This window comes from Streptomyces sp. NPDC050535, from assembly GCF_044457665.1.
Taxonomy (GTDB): domain Bacteria; phylum Actinomycetota; class Actinomycetes; order Streptomycetales; family Streptomycetaceae; genus Streptomyces.
Genome location: NZ_JBITHE010000003.1, coordinates 347765 through 374015 on the forward strand (window position 1 = coordinate 347765; position 26251 = coordinate 374015).

Sequence of the window (26251 nt, forward strand, 5' to 3'; positions counted from 1 at the left end):
GCGCGGATGTCGCGCGGGCACCGGCACGGTGCCGCGATTCGGGCACGTGAGTGGATCTCGATAGGCTGAGGGCCACACGATGCCGGGGGCAGAGGCGCGGCGCGTACGCAAGGAGGATCGGACACGATGTCAGGCAACTCGGACCCGCTGACACCGCGGGCCAAGCTGGCCGTGACGGCGGGCAAGGCGGCAGCGGCCGTCTCGCGGGCCGCCGGACGCGGCAGCGGATCGGTGATCGGCGGCCGGGTGGCACTCAAACTCGACCCCGACCTGCTCGCACGGCTCGCCACGCACCTGGACGTCATCCTGGTGTCGGCCACCAACGGCAAGACCACCACGACCCGGCTGATCGCGGAGGCGCTGCGCGCCGCGGGCCCGGTCGTGTCCAACGCACTCGGCGCGAACATGCCCGCCGGCATCACCTCGGCGCTCGCCGGGGGTTCGGACGCCAGGTACGCGGTCATCGAGGTCGACGAGAAGTACCTCTCCGGTGTCGCGCGTGACACCGACCCCAAGTGCATCGCGCTGCTCAACCTCTCCCGCGACCAGCTCGACCGGGCCGCCGAGACCCGCATGATGGCCGAGCACTGGCGCGAGGGCCTGGCCGGCTCCAAGGCCGTCGTGATCGCCAACGCCGACGACCCGCTGGTCGTGTGGGCCGCGTCCTCCTCGCCCAACGTGGTGTGGGTCGCCGCCGGTCAGATGTGGAAGGACGACGCCTGGTCCTGCCCGTCCTGCGGCGGTGTGATGCAGCGCCCCGGCGACGACTGGTTCTGCGGCGAGTGCGGCTTCCGCCGTCCGACGCCGAGCTGGGCGCTCACCGGCGACCACGTCCTGGACCCGCACGGCTCCGCCTGGCCGATCCACCTCCAGCTGCCGGGCCGCGCCAACAAGGCGAACGCCGCCTCCTCGGCGGCCGTCGCCGCCGTCTTCGGCGTCCCGCCCCAGGTCGCCCTGGAGCGCATGTACCAGGTGCAGGCGGTGGCCGGCCGATACGACGTGGTGCAGTTCATGCAGCGCGACCTGCGTCTGCTGCTCGCCAAGAACCCCGCGGGCTGGCTGGAGACGTTCTCCCTGATCGACCCGCCGCCGACTCCGGTCATCCTCTCGGTGAACGCGCGCGGCGCCGACGGCACCGACACGTCCTGGCTGTGGGACGTCGACTACACACAGCTCACCGGTCACCAGATCTTCGTTCTCGGCGATCGCAAACTGGACCTCGCCGTGCGGCTGGAGGTGGCGAACCAGCAGTTCCAGGTCTGCGAGAACCTCGACCAGGCCGTCCAGCTGGCACCGCCCGGGCGCATCGAGGTCGTCGCGAACTACACCGCTTTCCAGGACTTGAGGCGTCGTGTCGGCAACTGAGCCACGAAGGACGAAGAAGATGAGTGACAACAGCCTGCGTCTCGTGTGGATCTACCCGGACCTGCTGAGCACCTACGGCGACCAGGGCAACGCCCTGGTCGTGGAGCGCCGGGCCCGTCAGCGCGGCCTCGACGTGGCCCGTCTCGACGTACGCAGCGACCAGCCGATCCCCACCTCGGGTGACATCTACCTGATCGGCGGCGGCGAGGACAGGCCGCAGCGGCTCGCGGCGGAGCGGCTGCGCCGGGACGGCGGTCTGCACCGCGCGGTCGGCAACGGCGCGATCGTCTTCTCGGTGTGTGCCGGATACCAGATCCTCGGCCACGAGTTCATCAACGACCTGGGACAGCGCGAGCCGGGTCTCGGCCTGCTCGACGTGACGTCCGTGCGCGGCGAGGGCGAGCGGTGCGTCGGTGACGTGCTCGGGGACATCGACCCGCGCCTGGGCCTCCCCCAGCTGACCGGCTTCGAGAACCACCAGGGCATCACCCACCTCGGCCCCACCGCGCGCCCGTTCGCGAACGTGCGGCTCGGCAAGGGCAACGGCACCGGCGACGGCACCGAGGGCGCGTACAACGACACCGTCTTCGGTACGTACATGCACGGGCCCGTCCTCGCCCGGAACCCGCAGATCGCGGACCTGCTGCTGAAGCTGGCGCTGGACGTGAACGCGCTGCCGCCGGTCGACGACCGCTGGTACGAGGCGCTGCGGGGCGAGCGCATCACGGCCGCGCAGCAGCCCGCCTGAGCACAGCGCACGGGCTGCCCGGGCACCACCGGACAGGCCTGCCGGAGCACGGCCACGCAGCCCGTCTGACAGGGCTTCCGCTCACGTGTGCGGGGTCGTCCAGCAGGCGGACGCCCCGTACGGCCCCGCCCCCTCCCGCCGGTAGGGTGGCGGGGATCGAGCCGGACAGCGTGGTCCGGACCCGGCCCACGTGGAGAAGGTATTTCGGGCTATGCGCATTGGTGTCCTCACGTCCGGCGGCGACTGCCCCGGTCTGAACGCCGTCATCCGGTCCGTGGTGCACCGTGCCGTCGTCGACCACGGCGACGAGGTCATCGGTTTCCGCGACGGCTGGAAAGGCCTCCTGGAGTGCGACTACCTCAAACTCGACCTCGACGCGGTGAGCGGCATCCTGGCTCGCGGCGGCACCATCCTCGGCTCCTCCCGGGTACAGCCCGAGCATCTGCGTGACGGTGTGGAGCGGGCCAGGGGCCATGTCGAGGACCTCGGTCTCGACGCGATCATCCCGATCGGCGGCGAGGGCACCCTCAAGGCGGCCCGCCTCCTGTCGGACAGCGGCCTGCCGATCGTCGGCGTGCCGAAGACCATCGACAACGACATCGCCGTCACGGACGTGACCTTCGGCTTCGACACGGCCGTCGGTGTCGCGACCGAGGCGCTGGACCGGCTGAAGACCACCGCCGAGTCCCACCAGCGCGTGCTGATCGTGGAGGTCATGGGCCGTCACACCGGCTGGATCGCGCTGCACTCCGGCATGGCGGCGGGTGCCCACGCCATCGTCGTACCGGAACGCCCCTTCGACATCGAGGAGTTGGCCGCCAAGGTCGGCGAACGCTTCGACGCGGGCAAGCGGTTCGCCATCGTCGTGGCCGCCGAGGGCGCCAAGCCCCGTGAGGGTTCGATGGAGTACGACGAGGGCGGCAAGGACGTCTACGGGCACGAGCGGTTCGCCGGTATCGCCCGCCAGCTCTCCATCGAGCTGGAGGAGCGCCTCGGCAAGGAGGCCCGGCCGGTGATACTCGGGCACGTCCAGCGGGGCGGTACCCCAACGGCGTACGACCGTGTGCTCGCCACCCGGTTCGGCTGGCACGCCGTGGAGGCCGCGCACCGCGGTGACTTCGGCAGGATGACGGCTCTGCGCGGAACCGACATCGTGATGGTGTCGCTCGCGGAGGCGGTCGAGACGCTCAAGACGGTTCCGGACGAGCGGTACGCCGAGGCGGAGTGCGTGCTCTGAGCCGCATGTGGTGGAAATAGCAGGAACTGCCCCCGGTCGCAGCCGCGACCGGGGGCAGTTCTAGTCTGGTGCGGACAGACAGCGCACAACCAGTACGAAACAGGAGCCGGCGGATGGATCACAGCGGGCACGGCATGACCATGGATCTGCCGCCGTTCACGCTGGGGCGGGGGCTCGAATGGTCGCCGGACCCGTTCTTCCTGGTCGCCTGTCTGGCGGGCATCGGGCTGTACGGGTGGGGTGTCGTACGGCTGGCCCGGCGCGGTGACAAGTGGTCGGTGGGCCGCACGGTCTCCTTCGTCGTCGGCGTGCTCACCGTGATGCTCGTGATGTGCACCAGGCTGAACGACTACGGCATGGTCATGTTCAGCGTGCACATGGTGCAGCACATGGTGATCAGCATGCTGTCGCCGATCCTGATCCTGCTGGGCGCGCCGATCACGCTGGCGCTGCGGGCACTGCCGGTCGCCTCCAAGCGCGGCGGCAAGGGCCCCCGCGAGCTGCTGCTGATGTTCCTGCACAGCCGGTTCATGCGGATCGTCACGCACCCCGCGTTCACCATCCCGCTGTTCATCGCGAGTCTCTACGGGCTGTACTTCTCGCCGATCTTCGACTTCCTGATGGGCTCCAAGGTGGGACACATCGCGATGATGTGTCACTTCCTCGCCGTCGGCCTGGTCTTCTTCTGGCCGATCATGGGGGTGGACCCGGGGCCGCACCGGCCGGGTTATCTGATGCGGATGCTGGAGCTGTTCGCGGGGATGCCGTTCCACGCGTTCTTCGGCATCGCGCTGATGATGGCCTCCGGGCCGATGGTGGAGTCGTACGAGAACCCGCCTGCCTCGCTCGGTATCGACGCGCTCGCCGACCAGACCGCGGCGGGCGGCATCGCCTGGGCGTTCAGTGAGATCCCGTCCGTCCTCGTCCTGCTCGCGCTGCTCTTCCAGTGGCACGCCTCGGAGAGCAGGCAGTCCCGCCGCGCGGACCGGGCGGCGGACCGCGACGGGGACAAGGAACTCGAGGCGTACAACGCCTATCTGGCCTCACTCAACGCACGCGGTCGCTGAATTACCTTCTTTTCTCAGCTTGCGTGAAACGCATTTCCATTCAGTAGCATGGGTGCGAAGCTTCGCGTCCGTTCTCTTGTCCGGTCTTTTGCTCGGTCTCTTGTCCGCACGCGAGGTCCAGGGGGAAACCGCAGGGGGAGCGGCCATGACAATTCGCATGTCCATGCAAAGGGCGGGATGGAAAGCGGTCCGCAGGATCGCTCTGGTGCTGGTCGCCGTGTTGATAGCCGGCGGATGCAGTAAATCCCAACAGCTGTCCGTGGTGCGGGCTGTGGCCGCGGGGATTTCGCAGGCCAATCCCTTTTTCGAGGAGGACGGCCGCCTCGGCAAGGACATGCGCCTCCCCGAGGCGCGGCCGAGCGGTGGCATACAGGCCAGCAACAGTCCAGGGCTGTACGGCGGCGCGACGGGCGGGGACGACGACTCCTCGGGGCAGGAAGATGACGGTGGGGCCACCGGTGAGTTCGGCGGTTCGACCGAACCCGGCACCTGTGACGTGGAGAAGCTCAAGAACTTCCTCACCGACAGCAAAAACTCCGCGAAGGCTCGGGAATGGGCGCGGGTACGGAATATCGGCACCGATGAGATCCCGGGGCATATCGATCGACTCACACCCGTCGTACTGCGCCACGACACCCTCGTGACGAATCACGAGTACAGGAATGGCAAGGCCGTACCTTTCCGCGCCTTGTTGCAGGCGGGAATCGCGATTCTGGTCGACCCGCAGGGACTTCCGGCGGTGAAGTGCTCCTGCGGTAATCCGCTGCTCCCCTACCAGGGAGACGCCGAGAAGACGTCGGTGCGGTTCGCGGACGGCAACAAGCGGTGGTCCGGTTATCAGCGGGCCCGGATCGTGGTCGTCGAGCCGCCACCCGGGGCTCCCGGCGTCGAGCGGCTCCAGCTCGTCGACGTCCACGACCCCGATCACGGGATCAACCGTCCGCTCGGCACCCGGGGCGACAAGGACAAGTCCTTCGACACCCACGCGGAACTCAGGGTTCCGGCCGTCACACGGACGACGTTCGCCGCGGCGGCACAGCGGCTGGCCGACGCGGGGCTCGCGACCGCCCACGACGGCGACTCCCTGCCGGCCGACGACGCCCTCGTCACCGCGTCCCAGCCCACCCAGGGCAGCACGCTGGAGTGGGGCGCGGCGGTGACCCTGTTCGTGGAGGCCCCGGCTGAAGACGGTGGTGACGGGCGGACCACTCCCCCGGACCCGGACTCGGACTCGGACTCCGGTGGAGCGAGCACGGGGCCGGGTGGACCGAGCTCGGGATCCGGCGGATCGAGCACCGCGCCCGGAGAGTCCGGTACCGGCCCTGCCGGGTCCAGCACCGCTCCCGGTACGACGCCGTCGACGCCGTCCGGCGGCGAGTCCGGCCCCTCGTCGCCGGACGGCGGATCGCCGTCCGGCGGCGACACCGGGTCGCCTCGCACTTCGACGACGCCGGGCTCGGGTGGGGGGACGTCCACGCCGGCCGACTCGTCGCCCCCGGTGCGGAGTCCGACGTCGAGCACGCCCGAGCCAGGTACACCTCCGCCGAGCACGCCGACCAGCGAGTTGGCCGGTCCCACGAGGACGCAGTCCGTCCCGGCCGGCCAGACCCCGACGGGCTCGGCATCGACAGGGCCGACGCCGAGCGGCACAACGGCGTCGAGCGCCCCGTCCTGACCCGCGCGACGAACCAGCGCAGAACCCGGGAGCGACCTGATGGCACCAGGATCACCGCAGTCGGGAGTGGGCCGGATCATCGCCGGCCGGTTCGAGCTCATGGACCAGGTGGGCTCCGGCGGGATGGGTCGGGTCTGGCTCGCCCACGACCGGCGGCTCGACTGCGACGTCGCGCTCAAGGAGATCAGGTTCCGCTCGGCGCCCGAGACGGGTGAGGAGCACGAGTCCCGGATCGCCCGGGCCCGTGCCGAGGCACGGCACGCGGCGGTGCTGCGGGGGCATCCGCACGTGGTGACCGTGCACGACGTCCTGGAGCACGAGGGCCTGCCGTGGATCGTGATGGAGTACGTGGCGGGCGCGGAGGACCTGCGCGGCCGGCTGATCCGGCGCGGCCCGCTGGCCCCCGACGAGTGTGCCCGTGTCGGCCTCGCGGTCCTGGACGCGCTGACCGCCGGTCATGAACGCGGCATCATGCACCGGGACGTCAAGCCCGCCAACATCCTGCTCGCTCCGGACCGCGCCGGCACACCGGGGTCCCGGGTCCTGCTCACCGACTACGGCATCTCGGTCCAGCCGGACTCCGCCGAGACGCGCTGGACCCTGACGTCCATCCTGGTCGGCACGGCCGGGTATCTGGCGCCGGAGCGTGCCACGGGCGGGCCGCCGACCGCGGCGGCCGATCTGTTCTCGCTGGGCTGCACCCTGTACTTCGGCGTGGAGGGTTTCGGTCCGTTCGACCGCGACACCGATCTCGCCGCGGTCACCGCCGTGGTCCTGGAGGAGCCACCGCCCCCGCGGCGCGCCGGGGCCCTGCGGCCGGTCATCGAGGCGCTGCTGGCCAAGGATCCCGCGCGGCGGATCTCCGCGGAGGACACGGCGGCGGCCCTGGCGCGGATCATCACGCCCGAGCCCCATCCGCGTACCCAGGTAGACGGCGGGTCGCAGCCGCCCTGGGCGGGGTTCGTCACCGCCGACGGCACTCCGGCGGGTCTCAGCACGCCGGCACGGACTCCACCCGGGCAACCGGGTCAGGGTCCAGCGGGCCGGTCACAGGCGAGCCAGGGCTTCGGCCCGCCACCGAGGGCCCCGGGCATCCCCGTGCCAGGACACCGCTACGTCCCGCCATGGCACGGAGACCCGCCCGCCCCGGCAATCGGCCCCTCGGGCAGGCGGCGCCGCAAACGCCCCGTCCTCCTTCGGGGACTGGCGGCGCTGCTTCTCGCGCTGGGCATCGCCGCGGGCGGGGTCTGGTACGCCATGGCGAACAAGTCGGTGCAACCGTACGGATCCGCGGTCGGACTCTCCGAACCGCTCCGGAAGGGCGACTGTGTCCGGGGCGATCCGCCTCCCTCCCAGGTGGCCGGCGTCCCGCCGCTCACGCTGGATCCGAGCTGCGGGGAACTGGTCCCGGACGGACAGGTGATGGGGCTGTTCAGGGCTTCCTCGTTCGAGGAGGCGCGCAGCCGGGGAGCGGCCAGGTGCGCGGAGCTGACGGCGAAGACGGCGGGGAGACTCGCGTGGCATGTACGGAGCATGGCGGTGGTGCCGACCCGTGAGGGCTTCGACGCGGCCGGCGGCGAGGTCGCCTGCCTGCTGGTCGGGAAGCACGGCCCGGTGTACGGCCCGCTCGGCGAGCTCCGCCCGTACGGAATGACCTTCGAGGACGCGACCCAGATACAGCGAGGGGACTGCCTCGGCCATGTCGACGGGGACGCGCAGGCGAACACGCACTACGAGCTGGTCGCCTGCGACAGGGAGCACACCGGGCGGGTCGTGCAGATCACCCACCTCAGGACCGCGCCGTCCGGCCAGGACGCCGACAACGCGGCGGACGCGCGGTGCGCGAAGGACGCCGGGCCGGAGAGGTTCGGCTACAGCTCCGAGACCCACTGGAGCCACGGTCTGCGCAGCACGGGCCTGTGGCACAAGAAGTACTACCTGGTGGTCTGCGGCATCGAGCGCCTGGACAAGAGGCAGATGCGCGGGGGCGAGTAGGCCGCCCGGCCCTGGCGAATCAAGCGCTGCCGGGTGAAAATGGGCCAAGGTCACGGCGTACGTCGCCGCCCTGCCCGGAGGAGGGTGCTCAGATGCCCGGTTCGACGCCCGGTTCGACGAAGGCGATGGGGGTGCTCACCGTAGGCGGGCTCGTCATGGTGACGGCCTACACGGTGGCGCTCGGCAGCAACGGCTGGCTGTGGTTCGGCTGGGTCGTGCTCGGCCTGATCACCTTGGGGATGGTGGCCTCGCGCGCCTCCTGACGCTCACGGGCGCGGCAGTCGCGCGGCCGAGTGCACGCCCGGCTGGTATTTCGGCAGCCGGGCGGTGATCTTCATGCCCGCTCCCACCGCGGTCTCGATGACGAGGCCGTAGTCGTCCCCGTACACCTGGCGCAGCCGGTCGTCGACGTTGGACAGCCCGATGCCGCCCGAGGGGCTGACCTCGCCGGCCAGGATGCGGCGCAGCCGGTCGGGGTCCATTCCGGTGCCGTTGTCCTCGATGACGACCAGTGCCTCGGCGCCCGCGTCCTGCGCGGTGATGCTGATGTGGCTCTTGTCGGTCTTGCCCTCGAGTCCGTGCTTGACGGCGTTCTCCACGAGCGGCTGCAGGCAGAGGAAGGGCAGGGCGACCGGCAGCACCTCGGGCGCGATCTGGAGGGTGACCGAGAGACGGTCCCCGAACCGGGCCCTGACCAGCGCCAAGTAGTGGTCGATGGCGTGCAGTTCGTCGGCGAGGGTGGTGAAGTCGCCGTGCCTGCGGAACGAGTAGCGGGTGAAGTCGGCGAACTCCAGGAGCAGTTCGCGTGCGCGTTCGGGGTCGGTGCGGACGAAGGACGCGATCACCGCGAGCGAGTTGAAGATGAAGTGCGGGGATATCTGGGCCCGAAGTGCCTTGATCTCGGCCTCGATCAGCCGTGTACGGGACTGGTCCAGGTCGGCGAGTTCCAGTTGCACCGAGACCCAGCGGGCGACCTCGCCCGCGGCACGTACGAGGACGGCGGACTCGCGGGGTGCGCAGGCGACGAGCGCTCCGTGCACCCGTTTGTCGACGGTGAGCGGGGCGACGACCGCCCAGCGCAGCGGGCAGTCGGGCTCCTCGCAGGTGAGCCGGAAGGCCTCGCCGCGGCCGTTCTCCAGCGGGCCGGAGAGCCTCGCCATGATCTCGGTGCGGTGGTGCTCGCCCACGCCGTCCCAGGCGAGCACGGTCTCCTGGTCGGTCAGGCACAGCGCGTCGGTGCCGAGGAGCGTGCGCAGGCGGTGGGCGGACCGCCCCGCCGTCTCCTCGGTGAGACCCGCCCGCAGCGGGGGCGCGGCGAGCGAGGCGGTGTGCAGCGTCTGGAAGGTGGCGTGCTCGACGGGGGTACCGAGGCCGCCGAGGCTCTCGGGCCGTGCGGTGCGCCTCCCGAGCCAGAACCCGGCCGCGAGCAGCGGCAGTACGGCGACGCAGAGGCCGGCGATGAAGCCGCTCACGAGCCCGCCTCCCCGCGCGCTCGCCCCTCCGTGAGGTGGCCTCCGGTCATACCTTGGCCTCCGCGCGCACGTGGTCCTCCGCCAGTTCCTCGGGCAGGTGGAACCGTGCCAGGATCGCCGCCGTGCCCGCCGGGACCCGTCCCGCCGTGGCGAGGGACACCAGCACCATCGTCACGAAGCCCAGCGGCACCGACCACAGGGCGGGCCAGGCGAGGAGGGCGTGCAGGGAGCCCGTGCCCGGGTAGCCCGCCATGGTCGCGCCGACGGCGACGAGCGCGGAACCGCCGCCGACCAGCATCCCGGCGGCCGCGCCCGGCGGGGTCAGCCGCCGCCACCAGATGCCGAGGACGAGCAGCGGGCAGAACGAGGACGCGGACACGGCGAAGGCGAGCCCGACGGCGTCGGCGACCGGCAGGCCGCCCACGAGCATGCTCGCCGCGGCCGGAACCGCCATCGCGAACACGGTGCCGAGCCTGAAGTGCCGCACCCCGCGTGAAGGCAGCACGTCCTGGGTGATGACGCCCGCCACCGCCATGGTCAGTCCCGAGGCCGTCGACAGGAACGCCGCGAAGGCCCCGCCCGCGACCAGCGCGCCGAGCAGGTCGCCGCCGACTCCCCCGATCACGCGGTCCGGCAGCAGCAGGACGGCGGCGTCCGCGTCGCCGGTGAGGGTGAGCTCCGGGGCGTACAGCCTGCCCAGCGCCCCGTACACGGGCGGGAGGAGGTAGAAGGCGCCGATCAGGCCGAGCACGACGACGGTGGTACGGCGGGCGGCCACGCCGTGCGGGCTGGTGTAGAAGCGGACGACCACGTGCGGCAGTCCCATCGTGCCGAGGAAGGTGGCGAGGATCAGTCCGTACGTGGCGTACAGCGGGCGTTCCTCGCGGCCCGACGCCAGCGAGGTCGACATGCCGCCGTTGCTGACGCGGTCGGCCTTCGGGACCGGGTCTCCCTTGGTGAAAGTGAGCCGGGTGCCGCGCTGGATGTGGTGGACACCTACGGGGAGTTCGACGCGCTCGTCGTCGTACCGGCGTCCGTCGACGGTGCCGGTCGCGGTGACGCCCAGTGGCTCGGAGAGCTTCAGGTCGAGGCTGTCGTCGACGCGGACGACGCTCTGCTCGCGGAAGGTCGCCGGTTCGTCGAAGGCCTCGCGCGGGGCGCCGTCGCTCTGCCAGGCGAGGACGAGGAAGAGCGCGGGGACCAGCAGCGCGGTGAGCTTCAGCCAGTACTGGAAGGCCTGGACGAAGGTGATGCTGCGCATGCCCCCGGCGGCGACGGTGGCGACCACGACGACCGCGACGAGCACGCCGCCGAACCAGTCGGGCGCGTCCGTCAGCACGGCCAGGGTCAGCCCCGCGCCCTGGAGTTGGGGCAGCAGATACAGCCAGCCGACGCCGACGACGAAGGCTCCGGCCAGGCGTCGCACGGCCTGGGAGCCGAGCCGCGCCTCGGCGAAGTCGGGCAGGGTGTACGCACCGGAGCGGCGCAGCGGGGCCGCGACGAAGAGCAGCAGGACGAGATAGCCGGCCGTGTAGCCGACGGGGTACCAGAGCATGTCCGGGCCCTGGACGAGCACCAGGCCCGCGATGCCCAGGAAGGAGGCGGCGGAGAGGTATTCGCCACTGATCGCGGCCGCGTTGAGCCGTGGTCCGACCGTGCGCGAGGCGACGTAGAAGTCGGAGGTGGTCCGGGAGATGCGCAGGCCGAACGCGCCGACCAGGACGGTCGCCACGACCACGAGGGCGACCGCGGGGACGGCGTAGTTCTGGTCCACGTTCAGCGGTCCTCGACCAGGCGCACGAAGTCCCTCTCGTTGCGTTCGGCGCGTCGGACGTACCAGCGGGCGAGCAGCACCAGCGGCGGGTACACGCCGAATCCGAGCACGGCCCACTCGAGGCTCGCGCCGTCCGGCATGGCGGCGAACACCAGGGGCAGCGGTCCCACGAGCAGTACCAGGACCGCGAACACCACGAGCGCCACCCGGAGTTGGCTGCGCATCAGGGAGCGGACGTAGGTGTGACCGAGGGTGGTCTGCTCGTCGATCTCGGTTCGGGGCCGGTAGTAGCCGGACGTCCTGCGGGTGCGCCGGGGCACACCGGTGACGGTGACGCGGCGTTCGGTTGGATCAGGTGGCACGCGGGCCCCTCAGCTCGTGGTCCGGCGCAGCAGCAGATCGCGCAGTTCGCGGGCGTGCCGGCGGCTGACCTGGAGCTCGACGGAGTCCACGAGGACGCTCACCGTGCCGGCGTCCAGGCGGAGTTCGCCGATGTGGCGCAGGGCGACGAGATGGCGCCGGTGGATGCGGACGAAGCCCCGGGAGCGCCAGCGTTCCTCGAGGGTGGACAGCGGGATGCGGACGAGGTGGGTGCCCTGGGCGGTGTGCAGGCGCGCGTAGTCACCGTGCGCCTCGACGTGGGTGATGTCCTCGACGGCCACGAAGCGGGTCACTCCGCCGAGTTCCACGGATATGTGGTCCGGGTCGGGTTCGTGCACCGGGATCAGCGGGGCGGCGTCCATGAGCTGCGCGGCCCGGCGTACGGCCTCGGCGAGGCGTTCCCGGCGTACCGGCTTCAGTACGTAGTCGACGGCCTTGAGGTCGAAGGCCTGGACGGCGAAGCCCTCGTGGGCGGTGACGAACACGACGAGCGGCGGCTGGGCGAACCCTGTGAGCAGCCGGGCCAGGTCGAGGCCGTCGAGTCCGGGCATGTGGATGTCGAGGAAGACGACGTCGATGGCCTCCGGACCGTCGGGGCCGGACTCCAGCGCCCGGTTGATCCGGCGCAGCGCCTCGGTCGCGTCGCTCGCACCCTCGGCGCTGGAGACTCGGGCATCGGCGTTCAGCAGATACAGGAGTTCCTCGAGAGACGGTTGCTCGTCGTCGACGGCGAGGGCACGCAGCATGAAGGTGGATTGTAGGAGGAAATCCCACGTCTGGACATGTCGGGGACGTGGAGCTTTCCACCGGCCTGGCGTGGCCTCCGCCGACGCACCGGCCCGGAGGGTGTCGCTGGATACAGTGCCGCCATGAGCAGCAAGCCCGCGACGTTCGACGATCTCGACCGCAAGATCATCACCGCGCTGATGGCCAACGCGAGGACCAGCTTCGCGGAGATCGGCGCGGCGGTCGGGCTGTCGGCCACGGCGGTCAAGCGCCGGGTGGACCGGTTGCGTGAGACCGGCGTGATCACCGGGTTCACGGCGACGGTGAAACCGGCGGCGCTCGGCTGGCGTACCGAGGCGTACGTCGAGGTGTACTGCGAGGGCGCGGCTCCGCCCCGCCGGATCGCCGAGGTGGTGCGCGACTACCCCGAGATCGCCGCGGCGATGACCGTGACCGGCGGCGCGGACGCGCTGCTGCATGTGCGGGCGACCGACGTGGAGCACTTCGAGGAGGTGCTGGAGCGGATCCGGGCCGAGCCGTTCATCCGGAAGACGATCAGTTACATGGTGCTGTCCCATCTGCTGCCGGAGGCTCCGGAGGCGGGGGCGACCCACCCCGCGCCGGAGGACGCAACAAACATCCGCTGAACGGCCCGAACACGCAGCAAACCTGCGCCAACACGCAGCTCTCGTCGCTTGTCGCACGTCACCCCCGTTTCTTACCGTGGAGGCACCCCCAGCCCACAACGCGGGAAAAGCGGAGGAATCTCTCTGTGCCTGACAACCGTGTGCCGCGCCTTCGGCGCTTTCTCGTCTGCGAACCCAGACACTTCGCCGTGCAGTACGCGATCAATCCCTGGATGCACCCGGACACCCCGGTGGACGTGGACCTCGCCCGTGACCAATGGCAGGCGCTGATCCACGCGTATCGCACCCACGGTCACACCGTCGACGCCGTCGAGCCGGTGGCGGATCTCCCGGACATGGTGTTCGCGGCGAACTCCGCGCTCGTCCTGGCGGGCCGTGTCTTCGGCTCGTTCTTCCACGCGCCCCAGCGGCGCCCCGAGTCAACCGCCTACGAGACCTGGTTCAAGGCGGCGGGTTACGACGTCTACCGCCCCGAGTCGGTGTGCGAGGGCGAGGGCGACCTGATCCCGGTCGGCAGGTACGTCCTGGCCGGCACCGGATTCCGTACGACCCGCGAGGCCCATCACGAGGTACAGGAGTTCTTCGGCGTCCCGGTGATCAGCCTCCAGCTGGTGGACCCTCGCTTCTACCATCTGGACACCGCGCTGTTCGTCCTGGACGACGACAACATCTGCTACTACCCCGAGGCGTTCTCGCCCGGCAGCCGTGAGGTGCTCGCGCGGCTCTTCCCCGAGGCGGTGCTCGCCACCCAGGAAGACGCCATGGCCTTCGGCCTCAACTCCGTCTCCGACGGCCGTCACGTCTTCGTCTCGCCGCAGGCCGAGGCGCTCTCCGGCCGGCTCGCGGGCCACGGCTACATCCCTGTCCCCGTCGACCTGTCGGAGTTCCACAAGGCCGGCGGCGGCATCAAGTGCTGCACTCAGGAGATCCGCTCATGACCGCTCCCGCGCTCGCGCACACGTCCGAGGAACTGATCAGCGCCGAGGGGCCCGTCCTCGCGCACAACTACCACCCGCTGCCCGTGGTCGTCGCCCGCGCGGAGGGCTCCTGGGTCGAGGACGTCGAGGGCCGTCGCTATCTCGACATGCTGGCGGGCTACTCGGCCCTCAACTTCGGGCACCGCAACCCGGTGCTGATCGAGGCGGCCCACCGCCAGCTCGACCGGCTGACGCTCACCTCGCGCGCCTTCCACAACGACCGTCTCGCCCAGTTCGCCCGGTCGCTCGCCGAGTTGACGGGTCTGGAGATGGTGCTGCCCATGAACACGGGCGCGGAGGCGGTGGAGAGCGCCGTCAAGGTGGCCCGCAAGTGGGCGTACGAGGTGAAGGGCGTCGCACCGGACCGGGCGACGATCGTCGTGGCAGCCGACAACTTCCACGGCCGTACGACCACCATCGTCAGCTTCTCGACGGACGAGACGGCCCGCACCGGCTTCGGCCCGTTCACGCCGGGTTTCCGGATCGTCCCGTACAACGACCTCGCCGCGCTCGAGGCGGCCGTCGACGAGACGACGGCGGCCGTGCTGATCGAGCCCATCCAGGGTGAGGCCGGCGTCGTCATCCCTGCCGACGGGTACCTCACGGGGGTCCGCGAACTGACCCGCCGCAACGGCTGCCTGTTCATCGCGGACGAGATCCAGTCGGGCCTCGGCCGCACCGGCACGACGCTGGCCGTGGACCACGAGGGTGTCGTCCCGGACCTGCTCCTCCTCGGCAAGGCCCTCGGCGGCGGCATCGTGCCGGTCTCCGCGGTGGTCGGCCGTCGGGACGTGCTCGGCGTACTGCGTCCCGGTGAGCACGGCTCGACGTTCGGCGGCAATCCGCTCGCCGCGGCGGTCGGTTCGGCCGTCGTCGGGCTGCTGGAGACCGGCGAGTTCCAGCGCAGGGCGGCCGAGTTGGGCGTGGTTCTGCGGGACGGCCTCGCGGCGCTGGTCGGCCGGGGTGTCGAGGGCTTCCGCGCGCGGGGGCTGTGGGCGGGCGTGGACATCGACCCCGCCATCGGCACGGGCCGTGAGATCAGCGAGGGCCTGATGCGTGAGGGCGTTCTGGTCAAGGACACCCATGGTTCGACGATCCGGCTGGCTCCGCCGCTGACCATCACCGGCGAGGAACTGCGATCGGCCCTGGGATCGCTGGAGAAGGTGCTCGGGCAGGGGGCCTGAGAGAGGCCGGCGCGGGGCGTACCGCGGGCCGGTCACGCCGCGCGCCGGGCCGGCGACGCGCCGGAGGAACGTTTACCTCACGCGCTCGGGGTCACCCGGGAAGAGCGTTCAGCAGGCCTGCGAGCGAAGGCGCCGGACGGTTGGGTCCAACAGCTTCTGGCGCCGCCCCGGCTTCGGGGGCGATCGACGCCGTTCGGGTGTGCCGGGCTCATCGGCCCCGCCCCGGGCGGCGTGACATACCGTCAGGTATGCGACGGGGCTTTGCCACGAGTCCGGTCGGACACCGTTCCACCGGACCGCGCCTGCCCATACACTGACACCTCACTGCATGCCTGCTGACCTGCTAGAACACGGCGCGGTTGAGCCGATCCGCCGGAGTGAGGAGCGCCCCGATGTTCTACTACGTGCTCAAATACGTGCTTCTGGGTCCACTGTTGAGGCTGGCCTTCCGGCCCCGGATCGAGGGCCTTGAGCACATTCCGTCATCGGGCGCGGCGATCATCGCGGGCAATCATCTGTCGTTCTCCGACCATTTTCTGATGCCCGCGATCCTCAAGCGCCGCATCACCTTCCTCGCGAAGGCCGAGTACTTCACCGGTCCCGGCATCAGGGGCCGCCTGATCGCCTTCTTCTTCCGCAGCGCCGGACAGATCCCGGTGGACCGCTCCGGCAAGGACGCGGGCCAGGCCGCGATCCGCGAGGGCCTCGGCGTCCTGAGCAAGGACGAACTGCTCGGCATCTATCCCGAGGGCACCCGCTCCCACGACGGCCGACTCTACAAGGGCAAGGTCGGCGTCGCGGTGATGGCCCTGAAGGCCCAGGCGCCCGTCATCCCCTGCGCCATGATCGGCACCTTCGAGGCCCAGCCGCCGGGCCGCAAGCTCCCCAGGATCCGCCCCGTCTCCATCCGCTTCGGCAAGCCCCTCGACTTCTCCCGCTATGCCGGGATGGAGAACGAGAAGGCCATTCTGCGCGCCATCACCGACGAGATCATGTACGCGATCCTCCACCTCTCCGAGCAGGAGTACGTCGACCGGTACGCGGCCGTCGTCAAGGCCGAGGAAGCCGCCGAGCACGCGGCGAACGCCCGTAAGTTCCCCCGGCTGCCGCGAAGGTGAAAGACCGACCGCACTCCTAGTACGTCCTGTACATTTTTTACGTATGAGACGTGCTGTGGTGATCGGAGCGACAGGGCAGATCGGGCGCGCTGCGGTGGGCGCGCTCGCAGGGGACGGCTGGGAGGTGACCGCCGCGTCGCGCGGGGGCGGCCGGGACGACGGCTGGCCGGAGGAGGTGCGGGCCGCGCGGCTGGACCGGGAGGACGACGCGGCGCTCGCCGAGGTGATCGGGGACGGCTGCGACGTCCTGGTCGACATGGTCGCCTTCGGCGCCGGACACGCACGGCAGTTGACGGGCCTGGCCGACCGCGTCGGCTCGGCCGTGGTGATCTCCAGCGTGTCGGTGTACGAGGACGACAAGGGGCGCGGTTTCGACACACAGTCCGAACCGGAGGGGTTCCCCGAGTACCCGGTGCCGATCCCGGAGAGCCTGCGCACCGTACAACCGGGTGACGACACCTACAGCAGCCGGAAGGCCGCGCTGGAAGGCGAACTCCTCGCCGCGGCGGACCGGTTGCCGACGACACTGCTGCGCGCGGGCGCCGTCCACGGACCGTACTGCCGCACACCCCGCGAGCTGTACGTCGTCAAGCGCAACCTCGACGGCCGGCCCCGGCGGATCCTCGCCTTCGGCGGTACGAGCCGCTTCCATCCGGCGAGCGTCCACAACATCGCCGAGCTGATCCGCCTGGCTGCCGCCCGGCCGGGGTCGCGCGTCCTCAACGCCTGCGACCCCGAGGCGCCCACCGTGGCGGAGATCTGCGCGGCGATCGACGCCGTGATGGGCGTCGAGACGGAGAGCGTGCCGGTGGACGGTCCGCCGCCGGCTCCGGCCGTGGGTGACACACCGTGGACCGTCCCGGCTCCGGTGGTGTGCGACATGTCGGCGGCCGGACGGGAGTTGGGCTACCGCCCGGTGGTGCGGTACGCCGAGTCGCTGCCGGAGACGGTCGCCTCGATCGAACGCCAACTGGCCGGACGGGACTGGCGGGAGGCCTATCCCAAGATGTTCCAGGCGTACGGCGATCTCTTCGACTACGCGGCGGAGGACGCCTGGTCGGCGTCATGAGCGAGGGGCGGCCGGGGAACCGGCCGCCCCTCCTTCACGCGTGGTTACGGCTTGGGCGTGGCGTGCGGCGCGCACGTCACGTCGGCCTTGTCCGTCTTCCCGGTGAGCAGGTAGGTGTCCACCCGCTCGTTGATGCACGGGTTGACCAGACCGGTCACGCCGTGCGAGCCCGCGCCCTTCTCGGTGATCAGGCGGGAGCCCTTGAAACGCTTGTGCAGTTCGACGGCGCCCTCGTACGGAGTGGCGGCGTCATTCGTGGACTGCACGATCAGGACAGCCGGCAGACCCTTGCCCGTCCTGACGTTGACCGGGGTCTGCTGCTTGACCGGCCAGGTCGCGCACGGCAGGTTCAGCCAGGCGTTGGCCCAGGTCATGAACGGGTAGTTCTTGTTGAGCCGGGTGTTGTCCCGGTCCCACTTCTTCCAACTGGTGGGCCACTTGGCGTCGGTGCACTCGACGGCCGTGTAGACGGCGTTGCCGTTCTCCGCGGAGGCGTTGCCCGCGGTGTCCGACAGGTCGGGTGCGGCGGCGTCGATGATCGCCTGGGTGTCACCGGCGACGTACTGGCTGAACACCGTGGCGACCGGCACCCACGAGGAGTCGTAGTACGGCGCGCTCTGGAAGAAGCCGATCAGTTCGGCGGGACCGACGACCCCGCCGATCGGGTTCGCCTTCGCGGTGGCCCGCAGCTTCAGCCACTGGTCCTGCACCTCGGCCCGGGTGTCGCCGAGGTGGAAGGTCGCGTCGTTCTTGGCGACCCAGTCCTCCCAGTCCTTCCAGCGGCCCTCGAAGGCGACGTCCTGGTCGAGGTTGGCCTCGTACCAGATCTTCTCGCGCGACGGGTTGACGACGCTGTCGACGACCATGCGCCGGACGTGCCCCGGGTACATCGTGCCGTAGACGGCGCCGATGTAGGTGCCGTAGGAGACGCCCAGGAAGTTGAGCTTCTTCTCGCCGAGCGCCGCCCGGATGACGTCCAGGTCGCGCACGGTGTTCGGCGTGGTCATCTGCGGCAGCATCGCGCCGCTGCGCTCGGCGCAGCCGTCCGCGTACTCGGCGGCCAGCTTGCGCTGTGCACGCTTGTCCGCCTCGGAGTCCGGCACGGGGTCGGCCTTGGGCGCCTTCACGAACTCCTGCGGGTCGATGCAGGAGATGGGCGCCGAGTGCCCGACACCGCGCGGGTCGAAGCCCACGAAGTCGTACGCCTTGGCCGTGTTCGCCCAGATCGGGTTCTTGTTGGTCACCCGCGTCGGGAAACGCATACCGGAACCGCCGGGGCCGCCCGGGTTGTAGACGAGGGCGCCCTGTCGCTCCGCCTTCGTGCCCGTGTTGCCGATCCGGTCGACAGCGAGCTTGATCTGCTTGCCGTTCGGGTGGGCGTAGTCGAGCGGGACAGTGACCCAGCCGCACTGGATCGGCTTCACGAAGCCCCAGTCGGCCGGACAGTCCTGCCAGTCGATCCCGGCCTTGGCGGCCTTGGCCGCGGCGACGGCCGCGCCACGGGCCTCACGGTCCTGACCACGGCCGGCACTCGCGGTGGCCGACGGAGCCGCCACCGCTCCGGCTATCAGGGTCGCCGTGACGAGCGCTCCGGCCGAACCGAGCGCTGTCACCCGTTTCGTCGGTCTGATGCCCCTCAAGTGGGACCTCCCCGTACATCGTTTCGATTGGTACGGGGATCCTTTCGGCTGTGAGGTACCTGAGAACAGATGCGGCGATGGTTTCTTTACTAATCCGATAACCGGTGAGAGTTGTTCCGTTGAGCGGAGAAACCCCCGTCACGCGTCTCCGCAGAGCGAGTTCAGCGCCTCGTCCAGCACCCGCCGCAGCCGCAGCGCGTCGGACGCCAGCGCGGTCACGAGTGCGGCGGGCCCGGCGAGGGGCACGAGCGAGGCGCACTCCCCCAGCAGCTGCGCCTGGACCGGCTCTCGTGCGAACTCCGGCCGTACGACGAGGAGTTGCCCGAGCGCGCGATGTCCCGCCAGGACGGCGGGACCGTCCCAGCCGCCGGGGGCGCCGGGTCCGCACGTCACCTCCTGGTCCAGCAGCGGCTTTCCGCCGAGCAGCACGGTGAGACGGCTGCCGATCCGCCCGGGTTCCTCACCCGCGCGGCCGAGCACCTGCTCCTCCCGGAAGACGAGGCGGGCGCCCGCCGCCAGTTCGACGCGCGAGGAGACGTTCAGGTCACTTCCGTTGGCGGAGATCAACTGCTCGGGCAGCCAGTGCAGTTCAGCGCCGTCGGCCACCTTCAGGCGTACGTCGTAGTGCGACTCGCCCTTGGCCTGTCCCGGCAGGGCGATGGTGGCGGCCGCCGATCCGATGTGCAGCCGGGCGCCTTCGGCGACCGCCGCCTCCACGGTGAAGTGGTCACCGCCGAGCGGGCCGCTCATCGCGCCGACGAGCATGACCCGCGCCTCGGATCCGAGCCCCCGGGTGCGCCGCAGGGCGAGCGGCCCGTCGCCCTCCAGTACCGGCAGCGAGGTACCGCCCCGGCCGTCGTCCCGAGCCGCGATCCGCGCGTGGGCCCGTACCCCCGCCGTCATGCCGTCCACGCGGCGAGCCGCTCCCGCACCCACGCGGCGACGTCCGTGACCCCGCTCTCGGCCCGCAACGACTGGAACACCACGGGCAGTTCGGCCCGCTGCGCCTTGGCGTCGGCCGCCATCCGGGCCAGATCAGACCCGACGTACGGCGCGAGGTCGGTCTTGTTGACGACCAGCAGGTCTGCGGTGGTGACCCCGGGTCCGCCCTTGCGCGGGATGTCGTCCCCGCCCGCCACGTCGATCACGAAGATCTGCGCGTCGACCAGCCCCTTGGAGAAGGTCGCGGTGAGGTTGTCACCGCCGGACTCGACGAGGATCAGGTCCAGCGGCCCGACCTCGTCCTCCAGGTCCTCGACCGCTTCGAGGTTGGCGGAGATGTCGTCCCGGATGGCTGTGTGCGGGCAGGCCCCGGTCTCGACGGCGGTGATCCGCTCGGGCGGCAGCACGGCTTCCCGCAGCAGGAACTCGGCGTCCTCCCGCGTATAGATGTCGTTCGTGACGACGGCGAGGGACAACTCCTCGCGCAGCGACCGGCAGAGCGCGGCGACGGTCGCGGTCTTCCCCGAGCCCACGGGCCCGCCGAGCCCGATCCGGAGGGCACGGCGAGCCCCGTCGGGACGGTGGGCGTCGGCGCTGAGAGCGGAGGATCCTTCGTGGGAGTGGTCGAGGTGCATGACGGCGGCTCCAGATGACGGCTTTTCAGCCCCGGCCGAGGCTGAAGATCTTTTCTGGCCCGTCCGGTGTTTGAGGACGAGCGCGAAGCGCGACAGGGGGGTCTGGGGCGCAGCCCCCAGAGACAAGGGACGGGAAGGGGCGGAGGGGGCGAAAAAACTCCTACGACGCGAACAGACGTACAGACCAGGCCGCGTGCACCTCCGCGCTGATCTCCAGCAACGGAGCCGAGGCGGCAGGCAGCGCATCCACTCCCTCTGCGACAACACGGCGAGCCGCGTCGGCCGCCTGCCCGGCCACCCGGTCCAGCTCCGGCGCCAGCCGGGCCAGCGCCCCGGTCGCGTCGAAGGGGTCCAGACTCAGCAACCGCACCGTCGCCGAGGCCGGCCCACTGACCGCCTCGTACACGGAGCAGTACGCGGCGTCCTCCGGCCCCAGCCCGGCAGCCCGCGCCGCCAGCCCGAGCACCACCGGCTGATGCGCCCCCTTGGGGAACTCCCGCGCCAGCGCGTCGAGTTCGGCGGACGGCCAGGTCGCACGAGCCGCCCGCATGAGCTGTCGCCCGAGCCGGCGCGCCGCGGCACGCAACGCGGGAGACGGCGTACGGGCGTCCGCGGCCGTGTCCAGCGCCGACGGGTCGACCCCGATCGCGGCGGCCGCGGCAAGCGAGGCCGACACGAGCCCCGCCGTGTGCAACCGTCCCCGGCAGAAGTCCTCAAGACTCGCCGCGCCCGTGATCCGCCCGGCCTTGACGGCCGCCTCGGCTCCGCCGGAGTGCGCGTGCCCCCCGGCGGGGAAGCGGCCGTCGGCCAGGACGAGAAGCGCTGCCCTGCTCATCAGAACCTGCTCATCAGAAGAGGAAGTAACGCTGGGCCATGGGCAGTTCGGCGGCCGGAGTCGCCTCGACCAGCTCCCCGTCGATGTGCACGGCGAAGCTGTCGGGGTCGATCTGCACGCGTGGCCGCGCGTCGTTCTCGCGCATGTCGGCCTTGGTGACCGCTCGCGTCGACTCGATGGCGACGAAGCGCTTGCCGAGGGAGAGCCGCTCGGGCAGCCCGTCCTCGATGGCGAGCGGAGCGACGAAGTTGAACGAGTTGGACGCCGGTGCCCGTCCGATCGCCCCGAACATCGGCCGCGGCAGGATCGGCTGCGGAGTGGGGATGGAGGCGTTGGCGTCGCCCATCTGCGCGTAGGCGATCTGCCCGCCCTTGATGACCAGGTGCGGCTTGACCCCGAAGAACGCGGGCTCCCACAGCACGAGGTCGGCGAGCTTGCCGGTCTCGACGGAGCCGATCTCCCGGGCGAGACCCTGCGCGAGCGCCGGGTTGATCGTGTATTTGGCGACATAGCGACGTACTCGGCGGTTGTCCGCGTGGCCGTCGCCGGGGAGGGCACCGCGGCGTCGCTTCATCACGTGCGCCGTCTGCCAGGTCCGCATGATGACCTCGCCGACCCGGCCCATGGCCTGGGCGTCCGAGGAGATGATCGAGATGGCGCCGAGGTCGTGCAGGATGTCCTCGGCCCCGATCGTCGACGGCCGGATACGGGACTCGGCGAAGGCCAGGTCCTCGGGCACCGACGCGTTCAGGTGGTGGCAGACCATCAGCATGTCGAGGTGTTCCTCGGCGGTGTTGACGGTGTAGGGCCGGGTCGGGTTGGTGGAGCTGGGCAGTACGTGCGGCTCGGAGACCACGCTCATGATGTCGGGCGCGTGGCCGCCGCCCGCGCCTTCGGTGTGGTACGCGTGGATACCGCGTCCGGCTATGGCGGCGAGGGTGTCCCCGACGAAGCCGGACTCGTTCAGCGTGTCCGTGTGGATGGCGACCTGGATGCCGGTCCGGTCGGCGACGGTCAGCGCCGCGTCGATGGCGGCCGGCGTGGACCCCCAGTCCTCGTGGATCTTGAGGCCGAGCGCCCCGCCGCGGATCTGCGACATCATCGCGTCCCGCGAGACGGTGTTGCCCTTGCCCAGCAGACCGAAGTTGAGCGGGTACCCCTCCATCGCCTCCAGCATCCGCGCCAGATGCCAGGGGCCGGGAGTGACCGTCGTCGCCTTCGACCCCTCGGCAGGGCCGGTACCGCCGCCGACCAGGGTCGTGACACCGGAGGCCAGCGCCTCGTCGGCGATCTGCGGACAGATCAGATGGACGTGCGCGTCGATGGCGCCGGCCGTCAGGATCCGCCCGTTGCCCGCGATGATCTCGGTCTCCGGACCGATGACCAGGTCGGGATGCACACCGTCCATGGTGTCGGGGTTGCCCGCCTTGCCGATGCCGGTGATCCGTCCGTCGCGCATGCCGAGGTCTGCCTTGACGATGCCCCAGTGGTCGATGATCACCACCCCGGTGATGACGGTGTCCGGGGTGCCGTCTGCGCGCGTAGCGCGTGACTGGCCCATGGACTCGCGGATGACCTTGCCGCCGCCGAACACCGCCTCGTCACCGGCGAGTCCCGGGCCGCCGCTGCGGTCCTCCTCGATCTCGATCAGCAGATCGGTGTCGGCGAGCCGGATGCGGTCGCCGGTGGTCGGGCCGAACAGATCGGCGTACGCGGCACGCGAGATCTCAGGCATCGAGGGCACCTCCGGTCTCGCCGCGCAGTCCGGGCACCACGCGGGCACCGGCGAGCGGGACGAGTTCGACGTCGACGGGGATTCCGGGCTCGAAGCGCACGGCGGTGCCGGCGGCGACGTTCAGCCGCTTGCCGCGCGCGGCGGCGCGGTCGAAGTCCAGGCCCGGGTTGGCCTCGGCGAAGTGGTAGTGGGAGCCGACCTGGACGGGCCGGTCGGCGGCGTTGAGGACGGTCAGCCGGGTGACCTCACGGCCTTCGTTGAAGGCGACGGGTCCGTCGGCGAACAGGATCTCTCCGGGAATCATGACGCTCGCTCCCCCGTCAGACGATCGGATCGTGGACGGTGACGAGCTTGGTGCCGTCCGGGAAGGTCGCCTCGACCTGGACGTCGTGGATCATCTCGGGGATACCGTCCATGACGTCGTCCCGGGTGAGGATCTTGCGTCCGGAGGACATCAGCTCGGCGACCGTACGGCCGTCACGCGCGCCTTCGAGGATGTGCGACGTGATGAGCGCGACGGACTCGGGATGATTCAGCTTCAGCCCGCGTGCCCGGCGCTTCTCGGCCACATCCGCGGCCACGTGAATCAGCAGCCTCTCTTGCTCGTGCGGGGTCAGTTGCACGGCGTCCCACCTCACAGTCCTCGCTCCGGACCGTGCGGGGTCCGGTGGCCGTAGCCACCAAAACCCCTGGTGGCGTGGATGCGCAGGCTAGTTGGGCGGAGTTTCAACGACGTTAACGAGCCTTTGATCCACTCATGACCGCGCGAGCTCCGATCGTAGCCATGAGTGACCGTCTCATGACCGCGCACCCGGCTCCTCCATGCTCATCAGCCCCCGCAGGCCGTCCTGGAGCGTCGCGACGGGCACGGGGCCGAACAGCGCCATCTGTGCCAGGAACCCCTGGGTCAGGGCGATCATGATGCGGGCGAGGTTCGCGGGCGACACGTCGTCACGCATCATCCCTGCCTCCTTGTAGGCCTCGACGACCTTCTCCCACACCCCGCTGACCTTCGCGTACCCCTCGTTGATGACCGCCGCGAGCTCCGCGTTGCGCAGGGTCTCGCCCCACACCTGGATGATCAGCCGCGGAAGGACCGACTCGCCCTCGACGGTCAGCTTCGGCTTCAGGTGCAGCATCTTGTCCATCACCCATCCCACGAGCACGTCCGGCGGTGGCGGCGGGCTCTGCCTGGCGCCCTCCTCGAAGGCGTCGCGAACCTCATCGAGCACCTCGGTGACGATGGCCCCGATCAGCTCCTCCTTGCCGCTGAAGTAGCGGTATACGGCCCCGGCGGAGAGGTCGACCTCCTTCAGTACGTCCTGCATCGACGTGGCGTGGAACCCGTTGCGTGCGAAGCAGAGGGCCGCGCCGTCGAGGATCTGACGGCGGCGGGCGTCGAGGTGTTCCTGGGATACGCGGGCCATGCCCCCAACGTAGAACGAACATTCCTTCTTGACAAGGCGGCAGAGAGGCAGGACGGTGAGGACGACCCTAAAACGAACGATCCTTCTTTTTAACCGCACCAAGCCCGCACCAAGGGAGACCGACCATGCCCTCCGCCTCCACTCCCCCGTCCGAGGCCGCCCCGCCACCGTCGCGACACCGTCGCCACATGGCCGCCGTGATCATGCTGATCCCCGCACTGGTGGCATTCGCGCTCTGGGCCTTCGCCTGGCCCGCCGCGCGTACCGCGCCCCGTGATCTGCCGCTGGGCGTGGCGGGTTCCGCGACCGCGACCGCTCCGATCGAGAAGCAACTGGCCCGGCAGGACGGCGCTTTCGAGATCCACCGGTACGCCGACGAGGCCGCCGCCAGGGACGCCGTCGAGGACCGGACCGTATACGGCGTGATCGTCGCCACCGGCCAGGGCCCGAAGCTGCTGACCGCTTCCGCCGCGAGCCCGCTCGTCGCCCAGTTGCTCCAGCAGTCGGTGGCGGGCCAGGCACCGGAGGGGACGAGTGTCACGACGGTCGACGTGGTTCCCGCCCCCGCGGAGGATCCGCGGGGCGCGGCCCTGACGTCGAGCGTGCTCCCCATGGGGCTGGCCGGGGTGGCGGCGGGATCCGTCGTCACGCTGCTCGGGCTGCGCGGGTTCCGGGCGGTCGGCGCGCTGACCGGCGCGGCTGTCCTCGTCGGGGTGGTGGCCGCCGCGCTCATCCACAACTGGCTGGGCATCCTCTCGGGCGACTGGTGGGCCGAGGCCGGCGCGCTGAGCCTGTCGACACTGGCGGTCAGTGGCGCCGTCGCGGGGCTCGCGGCGCTCGTCGGGCCGCCCGGCATCGCGGTCGGCGCACTTCTGGTCGTCCTGCTCGGCAACCCCTTCTCCGGAGCGTCCTCCGCCCCGGAGATGCTGCCAGAGCCGGTCGGGGCCATCGGTCAGTGGCTGCCGCCGGGCGCGGGTACGTCGCTGCTGCGCTCGGTGTCGTTCTTCGACGGCGCCGCCGCGACCGGGCCCGCACTGACCCTGACCTGGTGGGCCGCGCTCGGCCTGGGAGCGGTACTGCTGGGTGACACGCTCAGCCGACGCGGTACGACCACCACCGAGACGGTCACCGAGCGGGAGCGGGTGCTGGTGAACTGACCCGCATCTCCTCGCGGCCGGGCCCGCCACGAGAAGCGCGCAACCTCAACCGCGCCCACGGGGAACGGCTTTCGCGAGCCGCCGAACCGCCCGGCAGCTACGACGCGTTGGGCCCCCGGTGCTCGGCCGCGATGCCGAACCTCTGGCGCTCGCGGGGCGCGGGCGCGGCCTCGCGGACCTTGGAGAAGGAGCTGATCACCTGCTCCTCGGCGGGGTCCTGGAGTGCCTCCAGGCGTTCGAGGTCGGCGGCGGAGACCAGGGCGACGAGAGGCTTCCCGTGCCGCGTCACGACGACGCGCTCGCCCGCGTACACCACGCGGTTGATCAGATCGGCGAGCTCAGCCCTGGCTTGCGTCACCGGAATCTCGTAGGCCATGCCCTCCAGCTTAGACCGGGGCCCGGACACGGCTCCTGGAGCGAGCGGACGATCGGGTTCGGCTCCGCC

26 protein-coding genes are annotated in these 26251 nt (G+C 70.8%); 13 read left to right on the forward strand and 13 right to left on the reverse strand.

Going from position 1 to position 26251, the window contains the following annotated elements; all coding sequences use genetic code 11:
• Positions 1-126: 126 nt before the first annotated feature.
• The 7 genes from ACIBLC_RS09615 (at position 127) to ACIBLC_RS09645 (ending at position 8350) form a co-directional block, all read left to right on the forward strand.
• A complete protein-coding gene (locus ACIBLC_RS09615) occupies positions 127-1365 on the forward strand; it encodes a MurT ligase domain-containing protein (RefSeq protein WP_399210197.1) in 1239 nt (412 codons plus the stop codon).
• 19 nt (positions 1366-1384) lie between these two features.
• A complete protein-coding gene (locus ACIBLC_RS09620; RefSeq protein WP_399210198.1) occupies positions 1385-2113 on the forward strand; it encodes a type 1 glutamine amidotransferase in 729 nt (242 codons plus the stop codon).
• 211 nt (positions 2114-2324) lie between these two features.
• Positions 2325-3350 carry a 6-phosphofructokinase gene (locus ACIBLC_RS09625; protein WP_399210199.1) on the forward strand — a complete coding sequence of 342 codons (1026 nt, stop codon included), beginning with the start codon at positions 2325-2327 and terminating at the stop codon, positions 3348-3350.
• 113 nt (positions 3351-3463) lie between these two features.
• Positions 3464-4417: a cytochrome c oxidase assembly protein gene (locus ACIBLC_RS09630; protein ID WP_399210200.1), complete on the forward strand. Its 954-nt coding sequence runs from the start codon at positions 3464-3466 to the stop codon at positions 4415-4417.
• Between the two features lie 145 nt (positions 4418-4562).
• Positions 4563-6092 (forward strand): DUF6777 domain-containing protein, encoded by a 1530-nt coding sequence (locus ACIBLC_RS09635; RefSeq protein WP_399210201.1) that lies wholly within the window; start codon positions 4563-4565, stop codon positions 6090-6092.
• 39 nt (positions 6093-6131) lie between these two features.
• A complete protein-coding gene (locus ACIBLC_RS09640; RefSeq protein ID WP_399210202.1) occupies positions 6132-8087 on the forward strand; it encodes a protein kinase in 1956 nt (651 codons plus the stop codon).
• Between the two features lie 92 nt (positions 8088-8179).
• Positions 8180-8350 carry a hypothetical protein gene (locus ACIBLC_RS09645; RefSeq protein ID WP_399210203.1) on the forward strand — a complete coding sequence of 57 codons (171 nt, stop codon included), beginning with the start codon at positions 8180-8182 and terminating at the stop codon, positions 8348-8350.
• Positions 8351-8353: 3 nt separating this feature from the next.
• Here the strand turns inward: ACIBLC_RS09645 and ACIBLC_RS09650 are convergent, their stop codons facing one another.
• From ACIBLC_RS09650 to ACIBLC_RS09665, 4 genes are read right to left on the reverse strand one after another with little or no spacing between them, the layout of a single operon-like run.
• Positions 8354-9559 carry a sensor histidine kinase gene (locus tag ACIBLC_RS09650; protein ID WP_399210204.1) on the reverse strand — a complete coding sequence of 402 codons (1206 nt, stop codon included), beginning with the start codon at positions 9557-9559 and terminating at the stop codon, positions 8354-8356.
• A 46-nt stretch (positions 9560-9605) separates the two neighbouring features.
• Positions 9606-11333 carry a cation acetate symporter gene (locus ACIBLC_RS09655; protein WP_399210205.1) on the reverse strand — a complete coding sequence of 576 codons (1728 nt, stop codon included), beginning with the start codon at positions 11331-11333 and terminating at the stop codon, positions 9606-9608.
• 2 nt (positions 11334-11335) lie between these two features.
• Positions 11336-11695 carry a hypothetical protein gene (locus ACIBLC_RS09660; RefSeq protein ID WP_399210206.1) on the reverse strand — a complete coding sequence of 120 codons (360 nt, stop codon included), beginning with the start codon at positions 11693-11695 and terminating at the stop codon, positions 11336-11338.
• A 9-nt stretch (positions 11696-11704) separates the two neighbouring features.
• Positions 11705-12460: a LytR/AlgR family response regulator transcription factor gene (locus tag ACIBLC_RS09665; protein ID WP_399210207.1), complete on the reverse strand. Its 756-nt coding sequence runs from the start codon at positions 12458-12460 to the stop codon at positions 11705-11707.
• 123 nt (positions 12461-12583) lie between these two features.
• Between ACIBLC_RS09665 and ACIBLC_RS09670 the strand changes: the two genes are divergently transcribed.
• From ACIBLC_RS09670 to ACIBLC_RS09690, 5 genes are all read left to right on the forward strand, one after another.
• Positions 12584-13087: an Lrp/AsnC family transcriptional regulator gene (locus ACIBLC_RS09670; protein ID WP_399210208.1), complete on the forward strand. Its 504-nt coding sequence runs from the start codon at positions 12584-12586 to the stop codon at positions 13085-13087.
• Positions 13088-13212: 125 nt separating this feature from the next.
• On the forward strand, positions 13213-14025 hold the full coding sequence (gene ddaH / locus ACIBLC_RS09675; RefSeq protein ID WP_399210209.1) for a dimethylargininase: 813 nt from the start codon (positions 13213-13215) through the stop codon (positions 14023-14025).
• The gene (gene rocD, locus ACIBLC_RS09680; RefSeq protein WP_399210210.1) at positions 14022-15248 is read left to right on the forward strand and encodes an ornithine--oxo-acid transaminase; all 1227 of its coding nucleotides are present in this window, start codon (positions 14022-14024) and stop codon (positions 15246-15248) included. The genes ddaH and rocD overlap by 4 nt, the downstream gene beginning before the upstream one ends.
• Positions 15249-15640: 392 nt before the next feature.
• Positions 15641-16366 carry a lysophospholipid acyltransferase family protein gene (locus tag ACIBLC_RS09685; RefSeq protein WP_399210211.1) on the forward strand — a complete coding sequence of 242 codons (726 nt, stop codon included), beginning with the start codon at positions 15641-15643 and terminating at the stop codon, positions 16364-16366.
• 55 nt (positions 16367-16421) lie between these two features.
• Positions 16422-17435, forward strand: coding sequence for an NAD-dependent epimerase/dehydratase family protein (locus ACIBLC_RS09690; RefSeq protein WP_399210448.1), 1014 nt, complete (start codon positions 16422-16424; stop codon positions 17433-17435).
• A 44-nt stretch (positions 17436-17479) separates the two neighbouring features.
• Here ACIBLC_RS09690 and ACIBLC_RS09695 read toward each other — a convergent pair whose 3' ends face one another.
• From ACIBLC_RS09695 to ACIBLC_RS09730, 8 genes are all read right to left on the reverse strand, one after another.
• Positions 17480-19075 carry an alpha/beta hydrolase gene (locus tag ACIBLC_RS09695; RefSeq protein WP_399210212.1) on the reverse strand — a complete coding sequence of 532 codons (1596 nt, stop codon included), beginning with the start codon at positions 19073-19075 and terminating at the stop codon, positions 17480-17482.
• A 138-nt stretch (positions 19076-19213) separates the two neighbouring features.
• Entirely contained in the window at positions 19214-19978 is a 765-nt protein-coding gene (locus ACIBLC_RS09700; RefSeq protein ID WP_399210450.1) for an urease accessory protein UreD, read from the reverse strand.
• Entirely contained in the window at positions 19975-20652 is a 678-nt protein-coding gene (ureG, locus tag ACIBLC_RS09705) for an urease accessory protein UreG (protein ID WP_399210213.1), read from the reverse strand. Before ureG ends, ACIBLC_RS09700 begins: the two co-directional genes overlap by 4 nt.
• 160 nt (positions 20653-20812) lie before the next feature.
• Positions 20813-21487, reverse strand: a complete 675-nt coding sequence (locus ACIBLC_RS09710) for an urease accessory protein UreF (protein WP_399210214.1) — start codon at positions 21485-21487, stop codon at positions 20813-20815.
• 13 nt (positions 21488-21500) lie between these two features.
• Complete coding sequence (locus ACIBLC_RS09715) at positions 21501-23222, reverse strand: urease subunit alpha (protein ID WP_399210215.1); 1722 nt, start codon at positions 23220-23222, stop codon at positions 21501-21503.
• The gene (locus ACIBLC_RS09720) at positions 23215-23526 is read right to left on the reverse strand and encodes an urease subunit beta (RefSeq protein ID WP_266580711.1); all 312 of its coding nucleotides are present in this window, start codon (positions 23524-23526) and stop codon (positions 23215-23217) included. The genes ACIBLC_RS09715 and ACIBLC_RS09720 overlap by 8 nt, the downstream gene beginning before the upstream one ends.
• 16 nt (positions 23527-23542) lie before the next feature.
• Positions 23543-23845, reverse strand: coding sequence for an urease subunit gamma (locus ACIBLC_RS09725; protein ID WP_383688526.1), 303 nt, complete (start codon positions 23843-23845; stop codon positions 23543-23545).
• 174 nt (positions 23846-24019) lie between these two features.
• A complete protein-coding gene (locus tag ACIBLC_RS09730) occupies positions 24020-24649 on the reverse strand; it encodes a TetR/AcrR family transcriptional regulator (RefSeq protein WP_399210216.1) in 630 nt (209 codons plus the stop codon).
• A gap of 188 nt (positions 24650-24837) precedes the next feature.
• Between ACIBLC_RS09730 and ACIBLC_RS09735 the strand changes: the two genes are divergently transcribed.
• Positions 24838-25806: an ABC transporter permease gene (locus tag ACIBLC_RS09735; protein ID WP_399210217.1), complete on the forward strand. Its 969-nt coding sequence runs from the start codon at positions 24838-24840 to the stop codon at positions 25804-25806.
• Positions 25807-25903: 97 nt separating this feature from the next.
• Here the strand turns inward: ACIBLC_RS09735 and ACIBLC_RS09740 are convergent, their stop codons facing one another.
• A complete protein-coding gene (locus ACIBLC_RS09740) occupies positions 25904-26182 on the reverse strand; it encodes a type II toxin-antitoxin system Phd/YefM family antitoxin (RefSeq protein WP_399210218.1) in 279 nt (92 codons plus the stop codon).
• Between the last annotated feature and the right edge of the window lie 69 nt (positions 26183-26251).